Genomic DNA, 23,476 nt, shown 5'->3' with positions numbered 1-23,476 from the left:
GCAGCGGGTCAGGCCTCGAAGACCTCGGCGACCAGCTGTGCCTGCTCGGCCTGGTGACGCTTGGCCGAGCCGACCGCCGGGGACGAGCTGTGCGGACGCGAGATGCGGCGCAGGCGCTCGCCGTGCGGCACGTCCGCGCCGACGGCCAGGTCCAGGTGGTCGATCAGGTTCAGGGCGATGAACGGCCAGGCGCCCTGGTTGGCCGGCTCCTCCTGGGTCCAGAGGTACTTCTCGGCGTTCGGGTACTTGGCGATCTCGGCCTGGAGCTCGGCACCCGGCAGCGGGTACAGGCGCTCCAGACGGATAATCGCCGTGCTGGCAGCTGCAGCGTCCGTGACGCCGCGCTTCGTACGCTCGGCCTCCAGGTCGTAGTAGACCTTGCCGGCGCAGAAGACGACCTTGCGGACGTCGGCCGGGTTCACCGAGTCGTCGCCGATCACCGGGCGGAAGCCGCCGGTGGTGAACTCCTCCGCCTTCGACGCGGCCGCCTTGAGGCGGAGCATCGACTTCGGGGTGAAGACGATCAGCGGCTTGTGGTGCGGGTTGTGCACCTGCCACCGCAGGAGGTGGAAGTAGTTCGACGGCAGGGTCGGCATGGCGACCGTCATGTTGTTCTGCGCGCACAGCGTGAGGAAGCGCTCCGGGCGGGCGGACGAGTGGTCCGGTCCCTGGCCCTCGTAGCCGTGCGGCAGCAGCAGCGTGACGCCGGAGGTCTGGCCCCACTTCTGCTCGGCCGAGGAGATGAACTCGTCGACGACGGTCTGCGCGCCGTTGACGAAGTCACCGAACTGGGCCTCCCAGACGACCAGCGACTCCGGACGGGCCAGCGAGTAGCCGTACTCGAAGCCCATCGCCGCGTACTCGCTGAGCAGCGAGTCGTAGACGTTGTAACGGGCCTGCTCGTCGGAGAGGTAGAGCAGCGGGGTGTGGTCCTCGCCGGTCACCTGGTCGACGAGGACCGCGTGACGCTGGCCGAAGGTGCCGCGGCGGGTGTCCTGGCCGGCGAGCCGGACCGGGGTGCCCTCCATCAGCAGCGAACCGATGGCCAGGGTCTCGCCCATGCCCCAGTCGATCGTGCCGTTCTCCACCGAGGCCGCGCGGCGCTGCATCTGCGGCATCAGGCGGGGGTGGACGGTGATCCGGTCGGGGATGTTGACCTGGGATTCCGCGATGACCTTCACGACCTCCGGGGAGATCGCGGTGGTCACGGCGACCGGGAACTCCGGCTGGACCTCGGGGGTGTGCGCCGGGGCGGGCAGCGAGGTGGCCTCGCGGACCTCCGCGAAGACCTTCTCCAGCTGGCCCTGGAAGTCCTGGAGCGCCTGCTCCGCCTCTTCCAGGGTGATGTCGCCGCGACCGATGAGGGACTCGGTGTACAGCTTGCGCACCGAGCGCTTCTTGTCGATCAGGGTGTACATCTGCGGGTTGGTGAACTCCGGGTTGTCGCCCTCGTTGTGACCGCGGCGGCGGTAGCAGATGAGGTCGATCACGACGTCCTTGTTGAACGCCTGGCGGAACTCGAAGGCGAGCCGCGCGACGCGGACGACGGCCTCGGGGTCGTCGCCGTTGACGTGGATGATCGGCGCCTCGATCATGCGCGCCACGTCGGTGGCGTACATCGAGGAGCGCGAGGACTCCGGGGCGGCGGTGAAGCCAACCTGGTTGTTGATCACCACGTGCACGGTGCCACCGGTGCGGTAGCCGCGCAGCTGCGACATGTTGAGCGTCTCGGCGACGACGCCCTGGCCCGCGAAGGCCGCGTCGCCGTGGAGCGCGACGGGCAGGACCGTGAAGTCCGTGCCGCCCTTGTTGATGATGTCCTGCTTGGCGCGGGCGATGCCTTCCAGGACCGGGTCGACCGCCTCCAGGTGCGAGGGGTTGGCGGCCAGCGAGACCTTGATCTGCTCGCCGTCCAGACCGGTGAAGGTGCCCTCGGCGCCCAAGTGGTACTTGACGTCGCCGGAGCCGTGCATCGAGCGGGGGTCGAGGTTGCCCTCGAACTCGCGAAAGATCTGGGCGTACGACTTGCCCACGATGTTGGCGAGGACGTTGAGCCGGCCGCGGTGGGCCATGCCGATGACGACCTCGTCGAGGCGGGCCTCGGCGGCGGAGTCGATGACCGCGTCGAGCAGCGGGATGACGGACTCGCCGCCCTCCAGCGAGAACCGCTTCTGGCCGACGTACTTGGTCTGCAGGAAGGTCTCGAACGCCTCGGCGGCGTTCAGCCGGCGCAGGATCCGCAGCTGCTCCTCGCGCTCGGGCTGCTGGGCGCGCGGGCGCTCCACCCGGTCCTGGAGCCACTTGCGCTGCTTCGGGTCCTGGATGTGCATGAACTCGATGCCGGTGGTGCGGCAGTACGACTCACGCAGCACACCGAGGATGTCGCGGAGCTTCATCATCGACTTGCCGGCGAAACCGCCGACCGCGAAGTCCCGCTCCAGGTCCCACAGGGTGAGGCCGTGCTCGGTGATGTCCAGGTCGGGGTGCTTGCGCTGGCGGTACTCCAGCGGGTCGGTGTCGGCCATGACGTGGCCGCGGACCCGGTAGGAGTGGATCAGCTCGAAGACCCGCGCGGCCTTGGTGACGTCGTTGTCGTGCGAGGCGTCGATGTCCGTCAGCCAGCGGACCGGCTCGTACGGGATGCGCAGCGACTTGAAGATCTCGTCGTAGAACTCGTTCTCGCCGAGCAGCAGCTGGGCGACGATCCGCAGGAACTCGCCGGAGGCGGCGCCCTGGATGACCCGGTGGTCGTACGTCGAGGTCAGCGTCATGACCTTGGAGATGCCCAGCTTGTTCAGGGTGTCCTGGGAGGTGCCCTGGAACTCGGCCGGGTAGTCCATCGCGCCGACGCCCATGATGAGGCCCTGACCGGGCATCAGGCGGGGCACCGAGTGGACGGTGCCGATGCCGCCGGGGTTGGTCAGCGAGGCGGTGACGCCGGTGAAGTCGTCCATGCCGAGCTTGCCGTTGCGGGCGCGGCGGACGATGTCCTCATAGGCCTGCCAGAACTCGAAGAAGTTGAGCGTCTCGGCCTTCTTGATGGCCGCGACGACCAGCTGGCGGTCGCCGTTCGGCTTCACCAGGTCGATGGCGAGGCCGAGGTTGACGTGCTCAGGCTTGACCAGGGTCGGCTTGCCGTCCTTCAGTGCGAAGGAGTGGTTCATCGTCGGCATGGCCTTGAGGGCCTGCACCATCGCGTACCCGATGAGGTGCGTGAAGGAGATCTTCCCGCCCCGGGCGCGCTTGAGGTGGTTGTTGATGACGATGCGGTTGTCGAAGAGCAGCTTCACCGGGACGGCGCGGACGGACGTGGCCGTCGGCAGCTCCAGCGAGGCGTTCATGTTCTTCGCGACGGCGGCCGAGGGGCCACGCAGCGTGACGTACTCGGGTCCGGCCGGGGCCTCGGTGGCCGGCGCGGCCGCGGCCTTGGCCGGGGCGGGCTCGGCGGCCTTCGCGGCCGGAGCCGGGGCGGGCTTCGCCGGGGCTGCCGGAGCAGCGGCGGCGGGGGCGGCCTGTGCGGGGGCCGGGGCCGCGGGGGCCGGAGCGGGTGCGGCCGGGGCCTTGGCCGGCGCCGGCGCGGCCGGGGTCACCGCGGCCGCTGCGGCCGGGGCACCGGGAACGGGCTTGTCCGCCGTGCCGGACGTACCCGGCTTGTAGTCGGCGAAGAAGTCCCACCAGGCGCGATCGACCGAATTGGGATCCTGGAGGTACTGCTGGTAGATCTCGTCGACGAGCCACTCATTGGGCCCGAAAGCAGCAGCCGGGTTCGAACCCGGGCTGGCTTGGTCGGTCGAGATGCTCGAGTTACTGGGGGACTGAGACGACACGGCGGCAACCGCCCTCTTCCGCTTCACAAGGTGATGGACAGCGGAAATCAAGGCTACGCCTCCCCAGCCGTTCCACGCAGGCCGGGCCGGTCTTCGTCGCGCAAGTCACATCGGAAGGCGGGTTTCGGTGCGGGAATTGGCGGGAAACAAGCACGGTTCCGCTTTGTTTTGGGTACGGGGGACCACGGCTACGGCCCACTGGGCCGCACCCCTTGAACGGAACACGCAGAACGTGCCCTTCCGGTTCGAACCCTATGTCAACCGCGCTGCTGAGGGATCCCCGGAAGAGTGACCTGAATGCGGCAGCCGCGAACGGATTCGGCCACGCCGATGCGTCCGCCGTGCAGATCCACCGCCCAGCGGGCGATCGCCAGGCCGAGGCCCGTACCGCCGTCGCTGCCCGGACCGTGCGGGGAGGGCACCTCGCCGCGGTTGAAGCGCTCGAAGACCCGGTGCCGCTCGGACTCCGGAATGCCCGGTCCCTCGTCCATGACCTCGAGCGTCAGGGATTCCGGGGCGGTCCCGCGCCGGGCCAGCACGGTGACCCGGCCGTGCGGCGGGCTGTGCTTTACCGCGTTGTCGATCAGATTGGCCACCACCTGGTGCAGCCGCTCCGCGTCCGCGTGCGCGGTCAGCTCCGGCGGCGACACGTCCAGGTGCAGATGTACGTCCTTGCGGGTGTGGTTCCCGGAACCGGAGGACAGCCGGCGGTGCCCGGCGGCGAGATTCGCCTCCTTCAGCACGCCCGACAGATACGGCCACACCTCGAAACGGCGGGCCTTGAGCGTGACCACCCCGTTGTCCAGCCGGGACAGGTCCAGCAGCGTCTCCACCAGCCTGCCGAGCCGCTCGGTCTGCTTCAGCGCCGTGCGCATCGTCTCGGGATCGGCCGAGGACACCCCGTCCACGACGTTCTCCAGCACGGCTCTCAGCGCCGCGATGGGTGTTCGCAGCTCGTGCGAGACATTGGCCACCAGCTCCTTGCGGTGCCGGTCCACGGCCTCCAGGTCGTCCGCCATGCGATTGATCGTCTGGGCCAGGTCGCCGAGCTCGTCGCGCCGGTCGGCGCCGCTCACCCGTCTGGTGTAGTCGCCGTGCGAGATCGACCGGGCCACCGTCGTCATCTCGTCCAGCGGCGAGGTCAGACCGTGTGCCACGAACTGGGTTATGAGCAGGGTCGCGATCACCGAGAACACCGTGATGAACCGCAGCTCGGTCCTGGTGCGCACGGCCACCATCAGCAGCCCGGTGGTGATGAACACCGAGACCACGACGAGCGTGCTCATCTTGGCCTTGACCGAGAAGGGACGCAGTCCGGAACCGGGCCGGGTCATGGAGCCGGGGTCTCCAGGGCGTAGCCGACACCGTGCACGGTACGGATCCGCTCCGCGCCGATCTTCCGGCGCAGCGCCTTGATGTGGCTGTCGACCGTACGGGTGCCGGAGGCGTCCGCCCAGTCCCAGACCTCTGCCAGCAGCTGCTCCCGGGAGAGCACCGCCCGCGGCGTATTGGCCAGACAGACCAGCAGGTCGAACTCGGTCGGCGTGAGGTGGACGTCGTCGGCGCGGACCCGGACCCGGCGCTGCGCGTGGTCGATCTCCAGCTCGCCGAGGCGCAGTATCCCGCTGCGCGGCGTCACCGCGGCCAGCGCCGCGCGCTCGACCCGGCGCAGCAGGACGTGGACCCGGGCCGCCAGCTCGCGCATCGAGAACGGCTTGGTCATGTAGTCGTCGGCGCCGACCCCGAGGCCGACCAGCATGTCCGTCTCGTCGTCCCGGGCGGTCAGCATCAGCACCGGCACCGGCCGCTGGGCCTGCACGCGGCGGCAGACCTCCAGACCGTCGAAGCCGGGAAGCATGATGTCGAGCACCATCAGATCGGGCTGCCACGCCTCGGCCGCGTCCACCGCCGCGGGACCGTCGAGTGCGGTCTGCACCAGAAAGCCCTCGGCCCGCAGCCGGGCGGAAATGGCATCGACGATCGTGGCGTCGTCCTCGACCACCAGCACCCGGCGCTGCGCGCCAGGGGTGGCCGCGACACCGTTGTGGGTGGTGTGTGTCTGTTCCATCGCCCCGCCCCTGCCCGTTCTCGCGGGGGCCATTCCCCCGGACGCACGGTCTTCGCTTGTGGATTTCGTGGGTGATCCCGTTATCGGTCAGCAGCGTAAAGGCAGCGGACTGCTCTCGGCTACGCAGGGTGTAACGCCTCGGACGCGAAGAGGTGGCGGAGTGTCTGTCTTGTGGCGCTTGGCCCCCGGACTTCCGGGGGCCGGGGATACCCGGTGGGGGGTCTCAGGTTGTCCGAAGTGCGAGATGCACCACGTCGGGCACACCTCGGGCAACGCTGATCTCTTCGGTTCTTACCCCATCGAATCCGGCATTCCGTAGGGCCTGTTCGAAGTCGGCGGACGGTTGTGCGGACCACACTGCGAGAACGCCGCCCGGTGTCAGCCGCTCCCGGCAGTCCGCCAGGCCGGCCGGGGAGTACAGGCTCGTGTTGTCCTCGGTGACGGTCCAGTCCGGCCCGTTGTCGATGTCCAGGCACAGAGCGTCGTAACGGTCCGTAGTCATACGCAGGTACTCGACGAGATCCGTCGTCAGGATCCCGGTCCGCGGATCGGCGAGCGCCGCTCCGGAGATCGCGGCCAGCGGTCCCTGAAGATGCCAGTCCACGATCGCCTGCTCCCGCTCGGCCACGACGATCCGCCCCCACCTCGGCTCGGCGGCGGCCCGGACGAGCGAGAAGCCGACGCCGAGACCCCCGATGAGCACCGACGGGGCGGTCCGGCCGACCGGCAGCGCGGCCAGCGCCGCGTCGATCAGCAGCCGTTCGGAGCGCCCGTCCGAGGTGTCCATCAGGAAGCACCCGTTGGCGATGATCTCGAAGTCGTCACCCCGCTCCCGCAGCACGACTTCGCCGTACGGGCCTTCGCGGCGGTCGAGCGTGACGGGAGCGGCGGGGGTGAGGGTGTCGGAGCGGTGAACGTCGGGCATGGCACGGGTCTCCGATGGACGGCGGGCGGGTTCCCCGCCATCCTGTCCGGTCGGCGCGGCCCGGTGCCAGTGGATTGCCGCATCTGCCCCGAGTGCCGGGAGGGCAGCGGCGGTTAGGGTCTTCGTTTGGATCATGCCGGGCTCGATCCAAACGAAAGACCCTAACCGCGCTCCGGGCGTGCGCCGCGCACCGCGAGGAGCGCCGCCCCGGCCACGTACGCCGTCACGGCCACCGCCCACGCCGCACCCTGCGGGCCCGGTTGCATCGGCCAGGCCCACACCGCCGCCGCGCCGCCCGGGGTGCGGGGCGCCGCCAGATAGACGGCGCCGCCGTAGACCGTCATCGGCAGCCAGCTCAGCCGGGCACCGATCAGGGCGGCGGAGGCCGCGGCCACCCCCGTGGCGCCCAGCACATTGCGCACCATGGCCGGCACGCCGAATTCCTCCGGGTGCCCCGGGACCGCTGCCGCGAGGGCCCCGGCCGCCAGCGCGGTCAGCGCCAGCAGATGCAGCAGCCGGCGCGGCCACCAGCGGCGCACGGCCGTCCGGTCCAGCTCGTCGGAGTGCGAGTGCAGGCTGGTGCCGATCGCGGCGGAGACGAGCAGCGGGGCCAGCACGACGACCGGGACGCGGGCGGTGTGGTCGAAGTACGGCTGGTCCTGGAGCCAGTGGGCGGCCCATGCGGCGACGAGCGTGACGCAGGTCAGGGTGGCGGCGGTGAGGGGGAGCGCGCGGGAACGGATGTAGAGGAGCGGGGGAGCGGCATGGGGCGGCTGGATGCTCACAGGGCCGGGACCTCCGCGGGTGCGCAGCTCTTCAGAGCGGCCAGGAAGCGGCCGAGCCAGACCTTGCGGTCGGCGTCCGGCATGGCCTCGAGACGGGTGACGAGGGGGCGGGCTTCCGGGTCCCACGGGGAGTCGTCCCCGGCCAGCCAGGTCCGTACGGCGTCGTCGGTGAGCTCCACCCGCTCGGCCGCCTCGCGGTCGCTCGTCCTCGAACCGCCCGGACAGTCACGGCTCACCAGGGTCAGGACGGTGTTCGAGGCGTACGCCTGCGGATCGGTCAGCCGGTTCCGCGTGACGCTCCAGCCGCGCGTCGCCGAGCCGAGAACGGCTTCGCCGCCCTTCGGGCGGAACATGGAGTCCACGTATCCGACCGGAGCGCCCGGCACTCCCTCCAGGCGCGAGAACATTCCGGCCAGGGCGGCGGACACGCTGGGCAGCACCGGTGCGTCGGGGGCCTTCACGCAGAGCTGCGGTGTGCCGGGCGCCGGTGCCGAACAGACCTTGCGTGTCGCGGTCGGGTCGTCCCGGAGCAGGCCGGCGCCCGTGGACGCGATCACCGCCCCGGCCGCCACCGCCAGCGCGAGCGGTACGACGGCCGACAGGCGCCGCCGCGCCGCGTACGCGAGCAGCACGGCGGCGGCGATGCCGCCCGTCCAGGCCAGCATGACCGGTGCGAACCACCACACCGGGACGGACCAGCCGAGCTGGTACTGCTCACCGGGGCTAAGGAACCGGCCGCCCGCCTCCATATAGCCCGGGGCCCCCAGGAGCACGTAGAGAACGACCGCGAGCACCGGGGCGGTCAGCCGCCACCGCACCAGCCGCCCGACCACGAAGCCGACGAAGCCGATGGACAGCAACAGACCGAGATCCGTGACGGCGACCGCGAGGGACGGACCGCCCGCCCCGGTGTACGGAGCCGTCGCCGCGAACACCACGCCCAGCGCGAGCAGATACCCGGCCGCCGCCCACAGCGCGATCGGCGCCGCGGCCGTCGTCACCTGGGCCAACCGGCTGCGCGGGACCGAGAGCAGCAGCTCGGTGGTGCGCCGGCGGTGCTCCCGGCCGCCCTGCCAGCAGGCGGCCGCGGCGACGAGCGGGCCGCCGAGCAGCGCCGCCGCCGCGTGCAGTTCGCTCTGTGTCGTGCCCCAGCTCCCCTGCCACTGGGCAGCCTTGCTCCACATCGGAACGAGGAGGGTGAGGGCGACGGCGAGACCCGTCCAGGGGGCGATCCCGCGCCGGAGTTCGGTCCGCAGGGCGGTGCGGGCCGGGGGCCTCCCAGCCGCGGCCTTCACGGACGTGACGGAGGCGGTCATCGGTTCGTCACCGCCGCCCGGTGCGCCCGCAGCGCGCAGGTGTAGCCGCGCTCGATCGGGTTGCCGTCGGGCAGTCCGGCCCCACCGTCCCCGGTGCCGCCGAGCTCCGTCAGCTCCCGTGTCGTGCCCCGGTACGCGATCCGGCCCGACTCGATCAGCGTGACATCGGTGCAGGCGGCGGCGACGTCCTCGACCAGATGGGTCGAGACGATCACGGTGGCGGAGCGGCCCAGCTCCCGTATCAGTGCCCGGAATTCGACCCGTTGCTCCGGGTCGAGACCGGCGGTCGGCTCGTCGAGCAGCAGCAGGTCCGGATCGTTGACGATCGCCTGGGCGATGCCGACGCGCCGCACCATGCCGCCCGACAGGGTCTTCACCCGGGCGTCGATCCGGTCCGCCAGACCCACCCGGTCCACCGCGCGTTCCACGGCCGCCGGGACCGCCGCCGCGTCCATCTCCTTGAGCCAGGCCACGTACGAGACGAACTCGCGGACCGTGAAGCCCGGGTAGTAGCCGAACTCCTGCGGCAGATAGCCGAGCCTGCGCCGGACCGCCGCCCGGTCGCGGTGGTCCGACCCGGCGCCGACCTCGCTGCCGAGCAGCTCGACCCGGCCGCCGGAGGGCGCGGCGACGGTGGCGAGCACCCGGATCAGCGAGGTCTTGCCCGCCCCGTTCGGCCCGAGCAGCCCGTGCACGCCGGGCGCGAAGTCGAGGTCGACGGCGTCGAGCGCGGTCGTCCTGCGGTGCCGGACGGTCAGTGCCCTGACCTCGACCGTGTGCACTGCCTCGGTGCCGCTCATGCGTTCACGCTCACAACGTCTCCAGATGGTCGAAGGATCTACGGCGTACGGCGAGCAGCGCGGCGCACACCAGCGCGCCCGCCGCCCAGCCGGCCTGTGCGGCGGGGCCCGCGAAGTACCGCGCGGCCGCGGCAGCCGCCGCGACGGAGGCCGGGGGCGACGCGGCGAAGGCTGGCAGGACGACGGCCGCCGCCCAGGCCACGGCGACGGACGTGGCACCGGTGCGGCAGCCGACGTACGAGCCGAGAACGAGCGCCGCCAGCGTCATCGCGAGTCCGGGCAGCAGCCACGCCGCCGCACCCGGGCGCCCGGCGGACGCGGGCAGCACCGCTCCGGCGAGCGTGAGCGCCGGGATGCTCACGGCGAGCACCGCGGCGGTCCTGGTCAGCAGCAGCCGCACCCCGCCGGACGGGGTGGCGGCGGTGATCTCGTGCATCGGGTCCGCGTGCCGGCCGTACGAGAGGGCCACCCCGGCCAGCGGCAGCACCGGCGCGACGACGAGGAGCAGCGGGCGGACGGCCTCACCGGCCCCGGAGCCCGCCCCGTACGCCAGCGCTACGGCCCCGACGGCCACCAGCGCCAGCGCGAGCAGCCACGGTCCGCGCAGCGCGGGCCCGGCGGCCCACAGCAGCCGCCCGGCGCGGGTGGCGGCCCCCGGAAAGCGGAACGGGGCGCTGCGGACCGGCCCCGCGTCCTCCACCGCCGGTGCCGGCATGCCTGCCGCCGTCGTCGCGGCCGATGCCGCCCGCGCCGTCACCGCGGCCGGTGCCCCCTGCGCCACCACCGCGGCCAGCACCCCCGCGCGCACCCCGGCCAGCACCGCCCCCGTCTCCGGACGTGCCCGTACCGCCGCCGAGAGCCGGGCCGCGCACCCCCCGCACGCCTCCACGTGCTTCTCCACGGACCAGGCGTCCGTCTCCGGCACCGAACCGGCGGCGTACCGCCCGGCCAGCTCCTCGCTCACGTGCCAGCGGGGCATGCCGTCGTCTCCCATCGTGGTCATGCCGTTCCTCCCAGCGGTCCGGCCGCCGGGGCCGACAGCTCCAGTGCGGCCCGCAGCTCCCGTCTGGCCCGCATCGCCCGGGTCTTGACCGTGCCCTCGGGTATGCCGAGCAGCCGGGCCGTCTCGCGGGTCGTCAGCCCGTCGATGACCGTGGCGCGCAGGACCTCGCGCAGCTCGGGCGAGATCCGGTCGAGCGCGGCGCCCACATCCCCGTACTCCAGCCCGGCGAGCACCCGCTCCTCGGCGGACGGCGCGGTGGCGGCCCACTCGTTGCTCCCGGTCCGCTCGGCCCGGTGGGCGAGATCGGTACGGGCATGGACCCGCTGGGCGTCCACCAGCCGGCGCGAGGCGATCACCCACAGCCAGCCGCCGACCCGCGCCCCGCGGTGCGACGCGGCGGAGCGCCAGACCGTCACGAAGGTGTCCTGAAGGACCTCTCGTACCGTCTCCGCGTCCGAGCACCGTCTGCTCAGCCGGGCGAGCAGCCAGCCGGCGTGCCGGTCGTAGAGCGTCGCCAGGGCCTCCGTATCCCCCTGTGCGACGGCCCGCAGCAGGGCGTCGTCGTCGTTCGGATCCTCCCCCGAGGGGCGCAACAGCTTCACACCTCTTCTATCGGGTGACGTCGTCCGACCGGTTCACGGGCGGCGTGTGTGGCTCACGCCATAGACGGCGCCGGGGAAGATCGCAGAAGGTAGGACGTTGCTTTGGGGGGCTTGTCATGGAAAGGGGCCTCGCGCGGTGCATCAGCGTACGGACAGGGCGGTCCGCGAAGAACCCTCCGCGGCTCCGCTGCTCGACGCCATCCCGCTCCAGCCCCGCACGGACCGCCCCGCCGCCCCGCCGCCACCTCCGGACAGCGGGGCCCGCCGGTGGCTGCGGCTGCTGCCGACACCCGCAGGTACCCCGTTCACCTTCGGGTACCTGCTGGTGCTGGTCGCCACGTCCCTCTTCATGGAGTTCGCCGATCCCGCCACCGTCGCCGCCGTGCTGCGCGAATCGAGCACGGACGTCGCACACCTCGGCGAGCGGCCGCTGCTCGTCCTGACCGCCAGCGCACTGTGGGCCGTCGGCGGGCTCGGCTCGCCGATGGTCCTCGTCCTCGCGCTCGTCCTGACCGCGCTGGAACGCCGCATCGGAGGATGGCGGACCGCCGCGGTGTTCGTGCTCGGCCATGTCGTGGCGACGCTCGCCACGGAGATCCCGGTCGGGATCTCCGTGGTTGTCGGACATCTGCCGGAGTCGTCGCTGCACCGGCTCGACTACGGCATCAGCTTCGGGCTGATGGCGAGCGTGGGCGCGCTCACCGGGCTGTTCACCCCGCTGGTCCGGACGCTGGTGCTCGGCGGGCTGGGCGTGATGCTGGCGCTCGATCTGGTCGACCTGAGCAACCCGCTCACCGACTGGGGCCATCCGCTGGCGCTGCTGCTCGGCGTGGCCTGCTGGCCGTTGCTGCGCCGGGCCGGTGCGGTCGGGGAAGCGGTGACCAGGGGTGTGGCGGCGAGGGGCGAGGTGATCAGGGGCGCGGTGCCTTCTCGCCGTGCACCGCGAGGTACTCGGTCGCCAGCCAGGGCGCGAGGTCCTCGATGAGCGTGGTGAGGACGGCCGGATCGGCTGAGGGAGCGCGGCCGACGCGGGCGGCCAGCCGCATCTGCTCGACCCGCTCCGGATGGTCCGGGTAGTAGTGGGCGAACACCTCGGCGGACTCGGCCAGGTCACTGGTCCAGCCCCGCCACCGCGGCATGACCAGGGTGAAGCCGGACCGGACGATCCGGCGGGCGGCCCCGCGGCAGAGGCTGCGGCGTTCGGCGTCCGTCGCCGCCTCGGCGGCCCTGCGCCGCCAGCGGGGCAGGGCCAGCACCAGGTCCCCGTTGGTCTCGCGGGCGAGCAGCGGGGTCGGGCGGTAGTGCGGCAGCCGCCCGGCGAGGTCCTCGCCCAGCAGCGGGGTGCAGAGGCAGGCGAGGAAGAAGCCGAGGTCGTGCCGTTCGAGCTCGCTGGTGACGGCTTCGGTACTGGTGAGGAGGGCCCCGACACCGTCGATCTGCCCGAAGCCGGCGTCCAGAGCGGCCTCGACGGCACGGGCCGCCGCCTCGTCGGCCCCGGTGGGCCGGGTCCGCAGAATCAGCAGCAGATCCAGATCGGAGACACCGGGAACGGCCGTGCCGCGCGGAATGCTGCCGTAGACGTACGCGCTGTGCAGCCGCGTACCGTCGAACGCTCCGGTGATCCGCGACCGGGCCGCCGCCACCACGGGGGCGAACGCCGCGGGCACCCGGCTCAGCGAGCCCTCCCGCCGGATCGTCCCGTCCTCGTTCAGTCCACGGCCACCGCTGTCGTCGTCCATGGGGGCACTGTGCCCGTGCCTCCGCGACGCGACGAATGATTTTCGCGCTCGCGTCGGGTCCGTTCCGCGTCGGGCCCTTTCGCGCCGGGGCCCTTCCGTGACGAAGCCTTCCGCGACGGCCGGAGTGGTTTTCGCGCCCGCCGAGGGTCGCGGGGCGACCTCTCAGCCAGCCTCCCGGCGGCGCACCAGCTCGGCGATCCAGACCGGTGCGAACGGGGACGTGCAGTTCGGGGGAGTCGGGTAGTCCTTGAGCACTTCCAGGCGCTCGCCGATGCCGATCGCGCGGGCGCGGTACTCGGCGTGCTCGATCCCGATCTGCGCCAGACAGTGGTTCATCGCCCACTGCAGTCGGTCCGGGGCGTCCTTCATCTCCGCCTCGATGACATCGAGCAGCCCCGCGAGGTCGAGACCGTCGGGCCTCTTCGCCACCCGCTCGGTGGTCAGCGCCCAGCCGGCGCTCGCGACCACCGGATCCGGGTCGGCGGACCAGGACAGGCGCAGCTCCTCGGCGTGGGGGTTCTTCTTCACCACGTAGTTCACGAGCCAGTCGTGCACCTTGGGGGCGCGCGTCTCACGCACCATGGCGTCAAGCTCCTCGCGCCCGAACGTCTTCGGGCGGCAGATCAGGATCGCCAGGAGCCTCGCCGCGATGTCGTCCGTCGCCCAGAGCCCGCCCGCGAGCTCCTGCTGCGTCTTGAGCCGCTTCGCGAGCGCGCGCAGCTTGCCGAGGTTCACTCCGTGATCGTCGCCGCGCTTCTCGTTCGCCCTGCGCGTCTTCGGGTCGTCGAGCTCGGCCAGCTCGGCCATGACCTGCGCCACCGTCGTCGTCCCGGTCACCCCGGCGTCCGCCCTCCGCGCGTGAAATTCCAGCGTACGGGCGGAAGTTCCGCAAGCGCCTGTGGGCCCGGCGGCCTAACCCCGGGTAGGGGCAGGGGTCTCGGCCGTCACCATCCGGCCGGCGACCAGGCCCGCGAGGAGCAGGCAGACGACCGCCCACCAGGGAGGGCCGTTGAGGCTGTCGTACACCGCCGTGCCGAGCCCTTGCCCCACGAACTGGCCCGCGATGAGGGCGCCCGCCGCCGTGCCGGAGTGCTGGGGGGCGACGGCGGTGGTCGCGGTGGCGAAGAGCGGTGTGAAGACCAGGCCGATGCCGAGGCCCGCGATGATCACGCCGGGCAGCAGCTCCACGTACGGGGCTTCGGCCCCGATGGCGATGATGCCCAGGGCCAGCCCGAGCGGCGTGATCAGCAGGCCCGCCACGACGATACGGCGAGGCGGCACGGCGCGCCGCAGCAGACGTGGGGAGATCTGGGTGGCGCCGATGACGATCGCGGCGAGCATGGGCAGCATCGGCAGGACGAGCGGGCGCGAATGGCCGGACTCTTCGCCCATCATGAGAGCCAGGGGCGGCATCAGGCAGAGGATGCCGATACCGACGAGGAACATGGCCAGGAAGCCGCCGAGGCGGCTGCGATCCCGGAGGACGTGCGGCGGGAGGAGCGGGGCCGGAGTTCTGTCCTGCCACCACAGGAAGGTCATGAGCAGGACGAGGCCGCCGAAGATCGCGACGGTCACCTGGGGGGTGTCCCAGCCGTCCCGCGGGGCCTGGGCGAGGCCGTAGGCGAGGGCGGCCGGCCCGAGGGAGCCGAGCAGCACGCCGGGCAGGTCGAAGCGGGCGCCGGTGCGGTCCGGGCGGTCGTTCGGCAGTACGCGGATGCCGGCCAGGGCGATCAGGGTGAGGAGGACGCCGATGCCCAGCATCGGGCCCGGGCCCAGCGGTTCGGTCGCGAGCAGCCCGAGCACCGGACCGCAGACACTGACCGAGGCGTAGAGACCGAAGGCTCTGATCCGTTCTTTCGGTTCGGTGAAGCCGGTGGCCACCATGGCCAGCGCCGCCGCCGTCACGAGTGCGCCGAAACCGCCCTGCAGGACGCGGCCCAGAATGATCGCCGCCATGCGGGAGGACTCGGGGAAGACGGCGGACACGGCGCACAACAGGCCGGCCGCCGCGAAGCCCGCCAGGCCGATGACCAGCGCCCGTCTGCGCCCCACGCGGTCCGCGACATGTCCGCCGGGCAATAACAGCCCGACGAAAGCGACCGCGAAGGGGTAGGACATCACCGAGTACTCGCCGTAGACGTGGTACCAGTCACCGATCGTCGTTGCGAACAGCACCGCCAGTTGTGCCAGAGCGATCACCGCCAGGCCCCACCCGCGGCGGGGTGCCGGGGCGGGGGCGGCCGGGGCGGGGGCCGTCGGGGTGTACGCGGGTGCCGCGGAGGGGGTGGCGGGGGCCGTCTGCGTCACGGGCTCGGCGGCGGGCGCCTCGGCCCGCGCCGCTGGCACGTAGTCCAGTAACTGGGCGGTGCGGCGGCCGAGTTGTGCCAGCACCTCACCGGGCAGCCATACGCCGCCGCCGTCCCCGCCGGTGCGGGCGGAGATCTGCGCCGGGGTCGGCCGCCTGGCCGGATCCTTGTCCAGGCAGGCGCGTACGAGGTCGACGAGGGACTCCGGTACGCCGGTCAGGTCGGGGTCGTCCTCGGCGATCTGGAAGAGGTGGGCGTTCAGGCCGGTGTCGGTGGCGCCGAAGAGAAGGCGTCCGGTGGCGGCGTACACGAGTACGGCGCCGAGGCAGAAGACATCGCTGGCGGGGGTGAGTTCACGTCCCCGGACCTGTTCGGGGGACATGAAGCCGGGCGAGCCGATCAGCATGCCGGTGCGGGTGTGCAGGCTGTCGCCGGTCAGGCTGTCCATCGCGCGTGCGATGCCGAAGTCGATGACCCGCGGCCCGTCCACGGTCACCAGCACATTCGACGGCTTGAGGTCGCGGTGGATCAGACCCGCCTCGTGCACGGCCCGCAGTGCGAGGGCGAGGCGGTTGGCGAGGACGCGGACCGAGTGCTCGGGCAGCGGGCCGTAGTCCTCGGCGACGACTGTCGTCAGGTCCGGGCCGGGCACGTACTGGGTGGCCACCCATGGCACTTCGGCCTCGGTGTCGGCGTCGAGGACGTCCGCCGTCCAGTTCCCGCCCACGCGCCGGGCCGCCGCCACCTCGCGGGCGAAGCGCTTGCGGAACTCGGCCTGTGCGGCGTACTCCGCCTGCACGACCTTGACCGCGACCGTACGGCCGATCTCGGAGCGGCCCAGATAGACCAGGCCCATGCCGCCGGCGCCCAGGCGGGCGATGAGGCGGTAGGGGCCTATGTATGTGGGGTCTTCTGCGGTCAGCGGGTTCACTCCAGGAATCTAGCCCGAGGCGGCTGGCGCAGGCGGGGAAACGGATGAGATCGACGATGCTGTGCGTGCCCCTTTCCTCCGTGCAGATTCACGCGAAGCCGTCGAATCCCGATCGCTGCTGACACCCTCGCTGAGTAGGGTTGCGGCCGTGTCGATTCTCTTTCTCACCTGTGGGTTGCCCGGCTCCGGCAAGACGACGTGGGCCAGGCGCCTGGAGCGGGAGTGGTCGGCCCTTCGGTTGACGGCTGACGAGTGGCTGCATGAGCTTCATCCGCACCTCTCCGGTGACGAGCTCGACACCATGCGTGATCCGGTCGAGCGGGTGCAGTGGCGCGTCGCCGTACGTGTTCTTGAGACGGGCGGCAACGTGGTGCTCGACTGGGGGCTGTGGTCCCGGGAGGAACGCGATCACTACCGGAGCGAGGCTCGGGCTCTGGGGGCCCAGGTCGTGCTGTGCTTGCTCGATCCGCCACCGGATGAACTGCGGCGTCGGCTGTCCGAGCGCAACGGGAACCTGCCGCGAGGCACGTTCCACATCACTCAGGACCATCTCGATGACGCGATCCGGTACTTCCAGCGGCCGACGGCCGAAGAGCTGGCGGAGTTCGACCCGTTTCCAGCAGCTGTGGAGCAGTGACCCGTCTGGTCAGGGCGCTTGGGCAGGGCAAGTCAGGGCGCTCCGGGCGGTGCAAGGTCACGCCGGCCTGTGCAAGATCATGTGCAGTTCGGAGCTGAGCTGCGCAAGATCCGCCATTGCAGGACGGCAGCACGCGATCGCTCACAGCGAACGCACCCCGGGGAACAATGTAAGGCTCACGAGCATTGAGTCTGCATAGCTCAACTTGACTGCCGAAGGGGAGATCATGGCTACCGATTCCAATGCGGTCACTCCGCTCGCCCTGCCCGTGCTGCCGCTCGACGACGAGGTCGTGCTGCCCGGGATGGTGGTGCCTCTGGACCTGTCGGACACCGATGTACGTGCCGCCGTGGAGGCCGCACAGGCCACGGCCCGTGCCGGTGGCGGCAAGCCCGAGGTGCTTCTTGTGCCGCGGATCGACGGTACGTACACCGGCACCGGTGTCATCGGCACCGTCGAGCAGGTCGGACGGCTTTCGGACGGGGATCCGGGCGCGCTCATCCGCGGCCGGGGCCGGGTGCGGATCGGGGCCGGGACCAGCGGGCCGGGCGGAGCGCTGTGGGTGGAGGGGACCCGGGTCGACGCGGTCGTTCCCGATCCGCTCCCCGGCGCCGCCGCCGAGCTGGTCAAGGAGTACAAGGCGCTCGCCACCAGCTGGCTGAAGAAGCGCGGCGCCTGGCAGGTCGTGGACCGGGTCCAGCAGATCGAGGACATCTCCGCGCTCGCCGACAATTCCGGTTACTCGCCCTTCCTCACCACCGCCCAGAAGGTGCAGCTCCTGGAGACCACGGACCCGGTCGCCCGGCTGAAGCTCGCCATCCAGTGGCTCGGCGAGCACCTCGCCGAGCAGGACGTCGCCGAGTCCATCGCCAAGGACGTCCAGGAGGGCGTCGACAAGCAGCAGCGCGAGTTCCTGCTGCGGCGCCAGCTCGAAGCCGTCCGCAAGGAGCTCTCCGAACTCAACGGCGACCCGGAGGACGAGTCCGACGACTACCGGGCCCGCGTCGAGGCCGCCGACCTTCCCGAGCACGTCCGCGAGGCCGCGCTCAAGGAGGTCGACAAGCTGGAGCGCTCCTCCGACCAGAGCCCCGAGGGCTCCTGGATCCGGACCTGGCTCGACACCGTCCTCGAACTGCCGTGGACCGAACGGACCGAGGACGCCTACGGCATCCGGGGCGCCCAGGAGATCCTCGACGCCGAGCACGCGGGGCTCCAGGACGTGAAGGAGCGCATCACCGAGTACCTGGCCGTCCGCAAGCGGCGCTCCGACCGGGGGCTCGGCGTGGTCGGCGGGCGGCGCGGCGGTGCCGTGCTGGCGCTGGTGGGGCCTCCGGGCGTGGGCAAGACCTCGCTCGGCGAGTCCGTCGCGCACGCCATGGGCCGCAAGTTCGTCCGCGTCGCCCTCGGCGGTGTGCGGGACGAGGCGGAGATCAGGGGCCACCGGCGTACGTACGTGGGTGCGCTGCCGGGACGTATCGTGCGGGCCGTCAAGGAGGCCGGTTCGATGAACCCGGTCGTCCTGCTCGACGAGATCGACAAGGTCGGCTCCGACTTCCGGGGCGACCCGGCCGCCGCTCTCCTCGAAGTCCTCGACCCGGCGCAGAACCACACCTTCCGCGACCACTACCTGGAGGTCGAGCTCGACCTCAGCGACGTCGTCTTCCTGGCCACGGCCAATGTGCTCGAAGCCATCCCGGAGGCCCTGCTCGACCGCATGGAGCTGGTCAGGCTCGACGGCTACACCGAGGACGAGAAGGTCGTCATCGCCCGGGACCACCTGCTCCCGCGCCAGCTGGAGCGGGCCGGTCTGGAGAAGGACGAGGTGACGCTCGACGAGTCCGCGCTGCGCAGGCTGGCCGGCGAGTACACCCGCGAGGCAGGCGTACGCAACCTGGAGCGGGCCGTCGCCCGGCTGCTCCGCAAGGTCGCGGCCCAGCACGAACTGGGCGACCGGGAGCTGCCGTTCACGGTCACCGAAGCGGATCTGCGCGGTCTGATCGGACGTCCGCACCACGTCCCCGAGTCCGCCCAGGACCCGGCCGAGCGCCGTACCTCGGTGCCCGGCGTGGCCACCGGACTCGCGGTGACCGGCGCGGGCGGTGACGTGCTGTTCGTGGAGGCGTCGCTGGCCGACCCGGAGACCGGGGCGTCCGGACTGACCCTCACCGGCCAGCTCGGCGACGTCATGAAGGAGTCCGCGCAGATCGCGCTGAGCTTCCTGCGGTCGCACGGCGCGGAGCTGGAGCTGCCGGTCGCGGACCTGAAGGACCGCGGCGTGCACATCCACTTCCCGGCGGGCGCGGTCCCCAAGGACGGTCCCAGCGCCGGTATCACCATGACGACGGCGCTGGCCTCGCTGCTCTCCGGACGGCTGGTGCGTACGGACGTGGCGATGACCGGCGAGGTCTCGCTGACCGGACGGGTGCTGCCGATCGGCGGCCTGAAGCAGAAGCTGCTGGCCGCGCACCGCGCCGGTATCACCACCGTGGTGATCCCGAAGCGGAACGAGGCCGACCTGGACGACGTCCCCGCCGAGGTCCTGGACACGCTGGAGGTCCACCCGGTGACCGATGTCCGCCAGGTGCTGGAGATCGCCCTGGCCCCCGCCTCGGCCCGGTCCGACGAGAGGATCCCGGCCGCGGCGTGACCGTCACGGCGTGACGGACGTGGCACCACGTACGCGACCGGTACGGACGGCCCGCCTTCCCGGCAACGGGTGGGCGGGCCGTTCCGCGTCCGTACGCCGCAGGCCGTTCCGGGTCCGTGCGCCGCGGGCCGTTCCGCGTCCGTGCCCCGTGCGGGCCGCTCCGGGTCCGCGACGCCCGCGCACGCCGCCCCCGGCCCGCACCTCCAGCCCCCCACGTACCGCGCGGCGCCCCCGGTTCACACCTCCAGCCACCCCCACAGCGTCGCCTGCGCCCCGCCGGTTCACCGCTTCCGGCTCAGGGGCGGTAGATGGTCCCCGGGACCGGCTCGGCGGGCGCCATCAGCTGAGGGACGGTGACGAAGGTGTAGCCCTGCTTCTTCAGTTCGTCGATGATGCCCGGCACCGCGGGCACCGTGCCCTTGTAGATGTCGTGCAGCAGGATGACGCCGTCCTTGCTCGCCTGATCCAGGATGCGCTTCTTGATCAGCGCCGAGTCGGTCGTGGAGTAGTCCTTCGCCGTGGCGCTCCACAGGATCTGGGAGAGCCCCAGGTCCTTGCTGATCTCCGAGACGGTGTCGTCGGTGCGGCCCTGCGGCGGGCGCATCAGGCGCGGCTTCTTGCCGGTGATGTCCGCTATCGCGTTCTGCGTCTTCTCCAGCTCGGCCCGTATCTCGGCGGGCTTGCGGTCCGTCAGCACCTGGTGGGTCCAGGTGTGGTTGGCCACCTCGTGCCCCTCGGCGGCGATCCTGCGGACCGTGTCGGGGTGCTTCTTGACGTGGTTCTTGCCCAGCAGGAAGAAGGTCGCGTGCACCTTCTTCTCCTTGAGTATGTCCAGCAGGTGCGGGGTGTCCTCGGCCGGTCCCGCGTCGAAGGTCAGCGCTATGCACTTCGCCTTGCGGCAGTCCACCGGCCCGAAGGAGCCCTTGGCGTCGGAGCCGGCGTCGCCGCGCGCCGAGGCGGGCGCCGTGGTCTGCATGGAACACCCGCTCAGCGTGAGGGTGAGCGCTGTCACAAGGGCGGCGGCCAACCCCGTACCGATCGACTTCGTCTTCATGGCCAAGGCGGGTCACTCCTCCGTTGCTGAACAGCTGGACACGGCGCACGGTGTGCGGCAGAGAAGGACTATACATAGGGTGTATACACCGGATGTATAGGGGGGTCCGCTTTCGGCCCGGAGTGCGGAAAACCCTGGTCGCGGGGGTGAAAAGGCGAGAGCCCCGGCGGGTGACCGGGGCTCTGCGGTGTGAAGCGGCGGGGGCGCGGCGGGCGGGCTCAGCCGTTGGCGAGGGCCTGTACGCGGTCGAGGGCGCCGTTGAAGCGGTCGTGGTCGCCGACGGTGGGGCCGGACGAGGTGTACTGCCATATCGTGTAGAAGCCCCAGCCGGCCGGGAGCTCACCGACCGTGGAGGCGTAGCGGGCCACCCACAGCGGGTTGGTCGCGCCGAAGCTCGCGTTGTTGCCGGTGCAGGTCTTCCACCAGCTGGTCGCGGTGTAGATGACCGCGTCACGTCCGGTGCGCGCCTTGTACGTGTTCACGAAGTCGCGGATCCACGAGACCATGCCGGCCTGGCTCAGGCCGAAGCACTGGTCGCCGTACGGGTTCCACTCGATGTCGAGCACTCCGGGCAGCGTCTTGCCGTCCCGCGACCAGCCGCCCCCGTTGTTCACGAAGTAGTTGGCCTGGGTGGCGCCGCTCGTGGTGTTCGGGGTGGCGAAGTGGTACGCGCCCCGGATCATGCCCACGTTGTACGAGCCGTTGTACTGCTGCGCGAAGTACTCGTTCTTGTAGTACGTGCCCTCGGTGGCCTTGGTGTAGGCCCACTTCACGCCGCTGTTCCAGAGTGTCGACCAGGCGACGTTGCCCTGGTGGCCGGAGACGTCGACGCCCTCGGTCTGGACGGCGCGGGTGTCCCGCGGCAGTCCGTCCTGGCCGTCGTGGGCGATGACGCCCATGCCCATCGTGGCCGAGCCGCGGGCGGGCTTCTTGGCGGCTGCCGCGTCATGGCTGCCGGTGGCGCTCGCCGCGCCGGGCAGGGTGAGCAGGAGCGAGAGGGCCGCGAGCAGGGTGCCGGCCGCCGCGAAGCGCGAGCGGCGGGACGTCTTGGCGGTGGATCTGAGCACCGGCATGGGAGTGCCTCCGAGGACGTGGTGGGGGGACGTGCTGATCCCAGGGAGACGCGGAGCGCACCCTGTCGGCATGTAATGGTGTGAACATGCCAGGACTGACGCTACGCACGTAGACCCGTGCTGCGGAAGGGGGCCTGGTCGCTGCCGTTGGTCTACGCCTGCGAAATACTGGCGGAGCTGCGGCGATGACCAGCGGCGAAAGAAATTTTCAGCGACAGGAAAGCTCACGAGGGGTGTTGACGTGCACGGGAGCGAAAGCGGTAGTGAACCCGGCGCGACGGGCGGAAGTGGTGTGGACCACGCATTCCTTGCCCTGGAGCGGGAGTTGGCCGTCTTTCTGCGCCGGGCGCGGTCCAATTCCGGCGAGATGGCGCGAGAGGTCCATCCGGAACTGGAAGCCGCCGCGTACGGGCTGCTCGTCCGGCTGGAGTCGGCCGGGCAGCAGCGGGCCACCGATCTGGCGGCCTACTTCGGGGTGGGCAAGGCGACCATGAGCCGTCAACTGCGCGCCCTGGAAGGCCTCGGACTGGTGGCCCGTGAACCCGATCCGGCCGACGGCCGGGCCATTCTCGTCCGCCTCACCGCCGAGGGGCTGGCCCGCTACCGCAGCGTGCGCGACGCCCGCCGTGAGCGCTACGTCCGCAAGCTCGACGACTGGGACCGGGCCGAGGTGGCCGAACTGGCCCGGTTGCTGCACCACTTGAACGCACGGGCCGAGGACTGACGCGCACCGGGGCGCGGCCTTCCGGTGCGCCGTCACAACACTGCGTAGACCGCCGTCGCGTCGTCGTGGGTCTTGCTGCCGCGCAGCCGCACGCGCTCCGTGTCCGCGTCCTCCAGGGCCCTGACCCGGTCGATCAGTCCCTGCGTGCCGTCCTTGTGGAGAACCCCGAGGCAGTCCGCCCAGTCGCCCTCGCCGAACATCTCGGTCCAGCGGGCCGCCCCGTCGGTGAGCGCGGCGATCGCCCGCACCCGGTCGCGCGGGGTGCGCCCGGTGACCGCTCGGGCCGCCACGGAGGGGTCGGCCGCGGCGGTGAAGAAGCCGCCCTCCTTGTTCCGGAAGGAGTCGGCGACGGCCTCGGTGCTCAGCGAGCCGGGCGGCAGGCGGTCGAGTCGGTCGTCGAGCAGGGGGCGCACGCTCCCGTCGTGCGCCTCGAACAGAAGTGCAGAATCGGAGAGCACCAGATGCTCGACCTCGTGGTCGTCCCACCGCGCCATGACGACCGTCGCCTGAGGCGTACGCACGTGAGAAAGGTCACACAGGGAACGGTGCGTGTCGGCGGTGCGTCGGATGGACACTTCCAGGATCTCCTGAAGGGTCAGATCCCGCCGCGAACCGGACAGTTCGACCAGCGCGCCGCCCAGTCGGGCGGTGAACCAGGGGACCGAGTGCACACAACCGTCGTCGCCCCGGGGCGGCGTCACCCCGTCGAGCACGACCAGCGCCCCGCCCTGGCCGGAAGCGGGCAGCGTGGTGGCGGCCCAGTCCTCGTTCGGGCGTTCCGGGCTGCCGGCGACGGTGGCCAGTTCGATGCGCATGCGACCAGTCTGCACGGTGCCTTCACGAGCCCTGCACCCGGCCGGTATTGGACTGCACCAGCAGGTCAGACAGACGTCCCGAGCGGAAGGAACGGCTCCGCAGGGCGTGCGGGTGGGCATCCTGCCAAAGCCTGCGCGGAAGTTCCAGCTGAAGTACCAGGTGTGGCCGAGGTGCCTCCGGGGCAAACTTGTTCGCCAACTCTGGAGTGATGTTCACTCGTTCA

General features: G+C 71.5%; 19 protein-coding genes. 4 read left to right on the top strand and 15 right to left on the bottom strand.

From position 1 onward, the window contains the following. Nucleotides 1-8 precede the first annotated feature (8 nt). From OHA19_RS13505 to OHA19_RS13465, 9 genes are all read right to left on the bottom strand, one after another. Nucleotides 9-3,827, bottom strand: a complete 3,819-nt coding sequence (locus tag OHA19_RS13505; RefSeq protein ID WP_405716553.1) for a multifunctional oxoglutarate decarboxylase/oxoglutarate dehydrogenase thiamine pyrophosphate-binding subunit/dihydrolipoyllysine-residue succinyltransferase subunit — start codon at nucleotides 3,825-3,827, stop codon at nucleotides 9-11. Nucleotides 3,828-4,084: 257 nt separating this feature from the next. Continuing rightward, complete coding sequence (locus OHA19_RS13500) at nucleotides 4,085-5,161, bottom strand: ATP-binding protein (protein ID WP_259934378.1); 1,077 nt, start codon at nucleotides 5,159-5,161, stop codon at nucleotides 4,085-4,087. Beyond that, complete coding sequence (locus OHA19_RS13495; protein WP_014154105.1) at nucleotides 5,158-5,895, bottom strand: response regulator transcription factor; 738 nt, start codon at nucleotides 5,893-5,895, stop codon at nucleotides 5,158-5,160. Before OHA19_RS13495 ends, OHA19_RS13500 begins: the two co-directional genes overlap by 4 nt. 223 nt (nucleotides 5,896-6,118) lie before the next feature. Next, nucleotides 6,119-6,820: a spermidine synthase gene (locus OHA19_RS13490; RefSeq protein ID WP_405716554.1), complete on the bottom strand. Its 702-nt coding sequence runs from the start codon at nucleotides 6,818-6,820 to the stop codon at nucleotides 6,119-6,121. Nucleotides 6,821-6,981: 161 nt separating this feature from the next. Beyond that, a complete protein-coding gene (locus OHA19_RS13485; RefSeq protein WP_405716555.1) occupies nucleotides 6,982-7,605 on the bottom strand; it encodes a hypothetical protein in 624 nt (207 codons plus the stop codon). Next, a complete protein-coding gene (locus OHA19_RS13480; RefSeq protein ID WP_405716556.1) occupies nucleotides 7,602-8,921 on the bottom strand; it encodes a hypothetical protein in 1,320 nt (439 codons plus the stop codon). Before OHA19_RS13480 ends, OHA19_RS13485 begins: the two co-directional genes overlap by 4 nt. Then, a complete protein-coding gene (locus OHA19_RS13475) occupies nucleotides 8,918-9,721 on the bottom strand; it encodes an ABC transporter ATP-binding protein (protein ID WP_405750347.1) in 804 nt (267 codons plus the stop codon). Before OHA19_RS13475 ends, OHA19_RS13480 begins: the two co-directional genes overlap by 4 nt. A 10-nt stretch (nucleotides 9,722-9,731) precedes the next feature. Beyond that, nucleotides 9,732-10,724 carry a zf-HC2 domain-containing protein gene (locus OHA19_RS13470; protein ID WP_405750344.1) on the bottom strand — a complete coding sequence of 331 codons (993 nt, stop codon included), beginning with the start codon at nucleotides 10,722-10,724 and terminating at the stop codon, nucleotides 9,732-9,734. Then, a complete protein-coding gene (locus tag OHA19_RS13465) occupies nucleotides 10,721-11,326 on the bottom strand; it encodes an RNA polymerase sigma factor (protein ID WP_405750342.1) in 606 nt (201 codons plus the stop codon). The genes OHA19_RS13470 and OHA19_RS13465 overlap by 4 nt, the downstream gene beginning before the upstream one ends. A gap of 136 nt (nucleotides 11,327-11,462) precedes the next feature. On the opposite strand from OHA19_RS13465, the gene OHA19_RS13460 reads away from it, so the two are divergent. Next, complete coding sequence (locus OHA19_RS13460) at nucleotides 11,463-12,311, top strand: rhomboid-like protein (protein WP_405716560.1); 849 nt, start codon at nucleotides 11,463-11,465, stop codon at nucleotides 12,309-12,311. On the opposite strand, the gene OHA19_RS13455 is transcribed toward OHA19_RS13460, so the two are convergent. From OHA19_RS13455 to OHA19_RS13445, 3 genes are all read right to left on the bottom strand, one after another. Beyond that, the gene (locus OHA19_RS13455; RefSeq protein ID WP_405716561.1) at nucleotides 12,238-13,065 is read right to left on the bottom strand and encodes a nucleotidyltransferase; all 828 of its coding nucleotides are present in this window, start codon (nucleotides 13,063-13,065) and stop codon (nucleotides 12,238-12,240) included. The two genes, OHA19_RS13460 and OHA19_RS13455, sit on opposite strands and share 74 nt — an antisense overlap. A 162-nt stretch (nucleotides 13,066-13,227) precedes the next feature. Next, the gene (locus tag OHA19_RS13450; protein WP_405753252.1) at nucleotides 13,228-13,872 is read right to left on the bottom strand and encodes a DNA alkylation repair protein; all 645 of its coding nucleotides are present in this window, start codon (nucleotides 13,870-13,872) and stop codon (nucleotides 13,228-13,230) included. A gap of 105 nt (nucleotides 13,873-13,977) precedes the next feature. Continuing rightward, nucleotides 13,978-16,302: a bifunctional serine/threonine protein kinase/MFS transporter gene (locus tag OHA19_RS13445; protein ID WP_405750340.1), complete on the bottom strand. Its 2,325-nt coding sequence runs from the start codon at nucleotides 16,300-16,302 to the stop codon at nucleotides 13,978-13,980. 148 nt (nucleotides 16,303-16,450) lie between these two features. Here OHA19_RS13445 and OHA19_RS13440 point away from each other — a divergent pair, with 148 nt between their 5' ends. Both OHA19_RS13440 and lon read left to right on the top strand, forming a co-directional pair. Then, complete coding sequence (locus tag OHA19_RS13440; protein ID WP_405716563.1) at nucleotides 16,451-16,939, top strand: AAA family ATPase; 489 nt, start codon at nucleotides 16,451-16,453, stop codon at nucleotides 16,937-16,939. Nucleotides 16,940-17,165: 226 nt separating this feature from the next. Then, nucleotides 17,166-19,586 carry an endopeptidase La gene (gene lon, locus OHA19_RS13435; protein WP_405716564.1) on the top strand — a complete coding sequence of 807 codons (2,421 nt, stop codon included), beginning with the start codon at nucleotides 17,166-17,168 and terminating at the stop codon, nucleotides 19,584-19,586. Between the two features lie 295 nt (nucleotides 19,587-19,881). On the opposite strand, the gene OHA19_RS13430 is transcribed toward lon, so the two are convergent. After that, nucleotides 19,882-20,640: a polysaccharide deacetylase family protein gene (locus tag OHA19_RS13430; protein WP_405721867.1), complete on the bottom strand. Its 759-nt coding sequence runs from the start codon at nucleotides 20,638-20,640 to the stop codon at nucleotides 19,882-19,884. Nucleotides 20,641-20,858: 218 nt separating this feature from the next. Next, nucleotides 20,859-21,713 (bottom strand): lysozyme, encoded by an 855-nt coding sequence (locus OHA19_RS13425; RefSeq protein WP_405716565.1) that lies wholly within the window; start codon nucleotides 21,711-21,713, stop codon nucleotides 20,859-20,861. Nucleotides 21,714-21,954: 241 nt separating this feature from the next. Between OHA19_RS13425 and OHA19_RS13420 the strand changes: the two genes are divergently transcribed. Continuing rightward, the gene (locus tag OHA19_RS13420; protein WP_405750337.1) at nucleotides 21,955-22,437 is read left to right on the top strand and encodes a MarR family winged helix-turn-helix transcriptional regulator; all 483 of its coding nucleotides are present in this window, start codon (nucleotides 21,955-21,957) and stop codon (nucleotides 22,435-22,437) included. Between the two features lie 32 nt (nucleotides 22,438-22,469). Here OHA19_RS13420 and OHA19_RS13415 read toward each other — a convergent pair whose 3' ends face one another. Further along, on the bottom strand, nucleotides 22,470-23,252 hold the full coding sequence (locus OHA19_RS13415; RefSeq protein WP_405716567.1) for a protein phosphatase 2C domain-containing protein: 783 nt from the start codon (nucleotides 23,250-23,252) through the stop codon (nucleotides 22,470-22,472). Nucleotides 23,253-23,476: the final 224 nt, after the last annotated feature.

The organism is Streptomyces sp. NBC_00012, assembly GCF_045040875.1.
Taxonomy (GTDB): Bacteria; Actinomycetota; Actinomycetes; order Streptomycetales; family Streptomycetaceae; genus Streptomyces.
Note: the sequence above shows the minus strand (reverse complement) of the source record. Positions and strands in the feature narration are given on the sequence as shown.

Coding starts and splice junctions, on each gene's coding strand:
- OHA19_RS13500 (WP_259934378.1), bottom strand. CDS start 5,161: ATGACCCGGCCCGGTTCCGGACTGCGTCCCTTCTCGGTCAAGGCCAAG.
- OHA19_RS13495 (WP_014154105.1), bottom strand. CDS start 5,895: ATGGAACAGACACACACCACCCACAACGGTGTCGCGGCCACCCCTGGC.
- OHA19_RS13490 (WP_405716554.1), bottom strand. CDS start 6,820: ATGCCCGACGTTCACCGCTCCGACACCCTCACCCCCGCCGCTCCCGTC.
- OHA19_RS13480 (WP_405716556.1), bottom strand. CDS start 8,921: ATGACCGCCTCCGTCACGTCCGTGAAGGCCGCGGCTGGGAGGCCCCCG.
- OHA19_RS13475 (WP_405750347.1), bottom strand. CDS start 9,721: ATGAGCGGCACCGAGGCAGTGCACACGGTCGAGGTCAGGGCACTGACC.
- OHA19_RS13470 (WP_405750344.1), bottom strand. CDS start 10,724: ATGACCACGATGGGAGACGACGGCATGCCCCGCTGGCACGTGAGCGAG.
- OHA19_RS13455 (WP_405716561.1), bottom strand. CDS start 13,065: ATGGACGACGACAGCGGTGGCCGTGGACTGAACGAGGACGGGACGATC.
- OHA19_RS13450 (WP_405753252.1), bottom strand. CDS start 13,872: ATGGCCGAGCTGGCCGAGCTCGACGACCCGAAGACGCGCAGGGCGAAC.
- lon (WP_405716564.1), top strand. CDS start 17,166: ATGGCTACCGATTCCAATGCGGTCACTCCGCTCGCCCTGCCCGTGCTG.
- OHA19_RS13430 (WP_405721867.1), bottom strand. CDS start 20,640: ATGAAGACGAAGTCGATCGGTACGGGGTTGGCCGCCGCCCTTGTGACA.
- OHA19_RS13425 (WP_405716565.1), bottom strand. CDS start 21,713: ATGCCGGTGCTCAGATCCACCGCCAAGACGTCCCGCCGCTCGCGCTTC.
- OHA19_RS13415 (WP_405716567.1), bottom strand. CDS start 23,252: ATGCGCATCGAACTGGCCACCGTCGCCGGCAGCCCGGAACGCCCGAAC.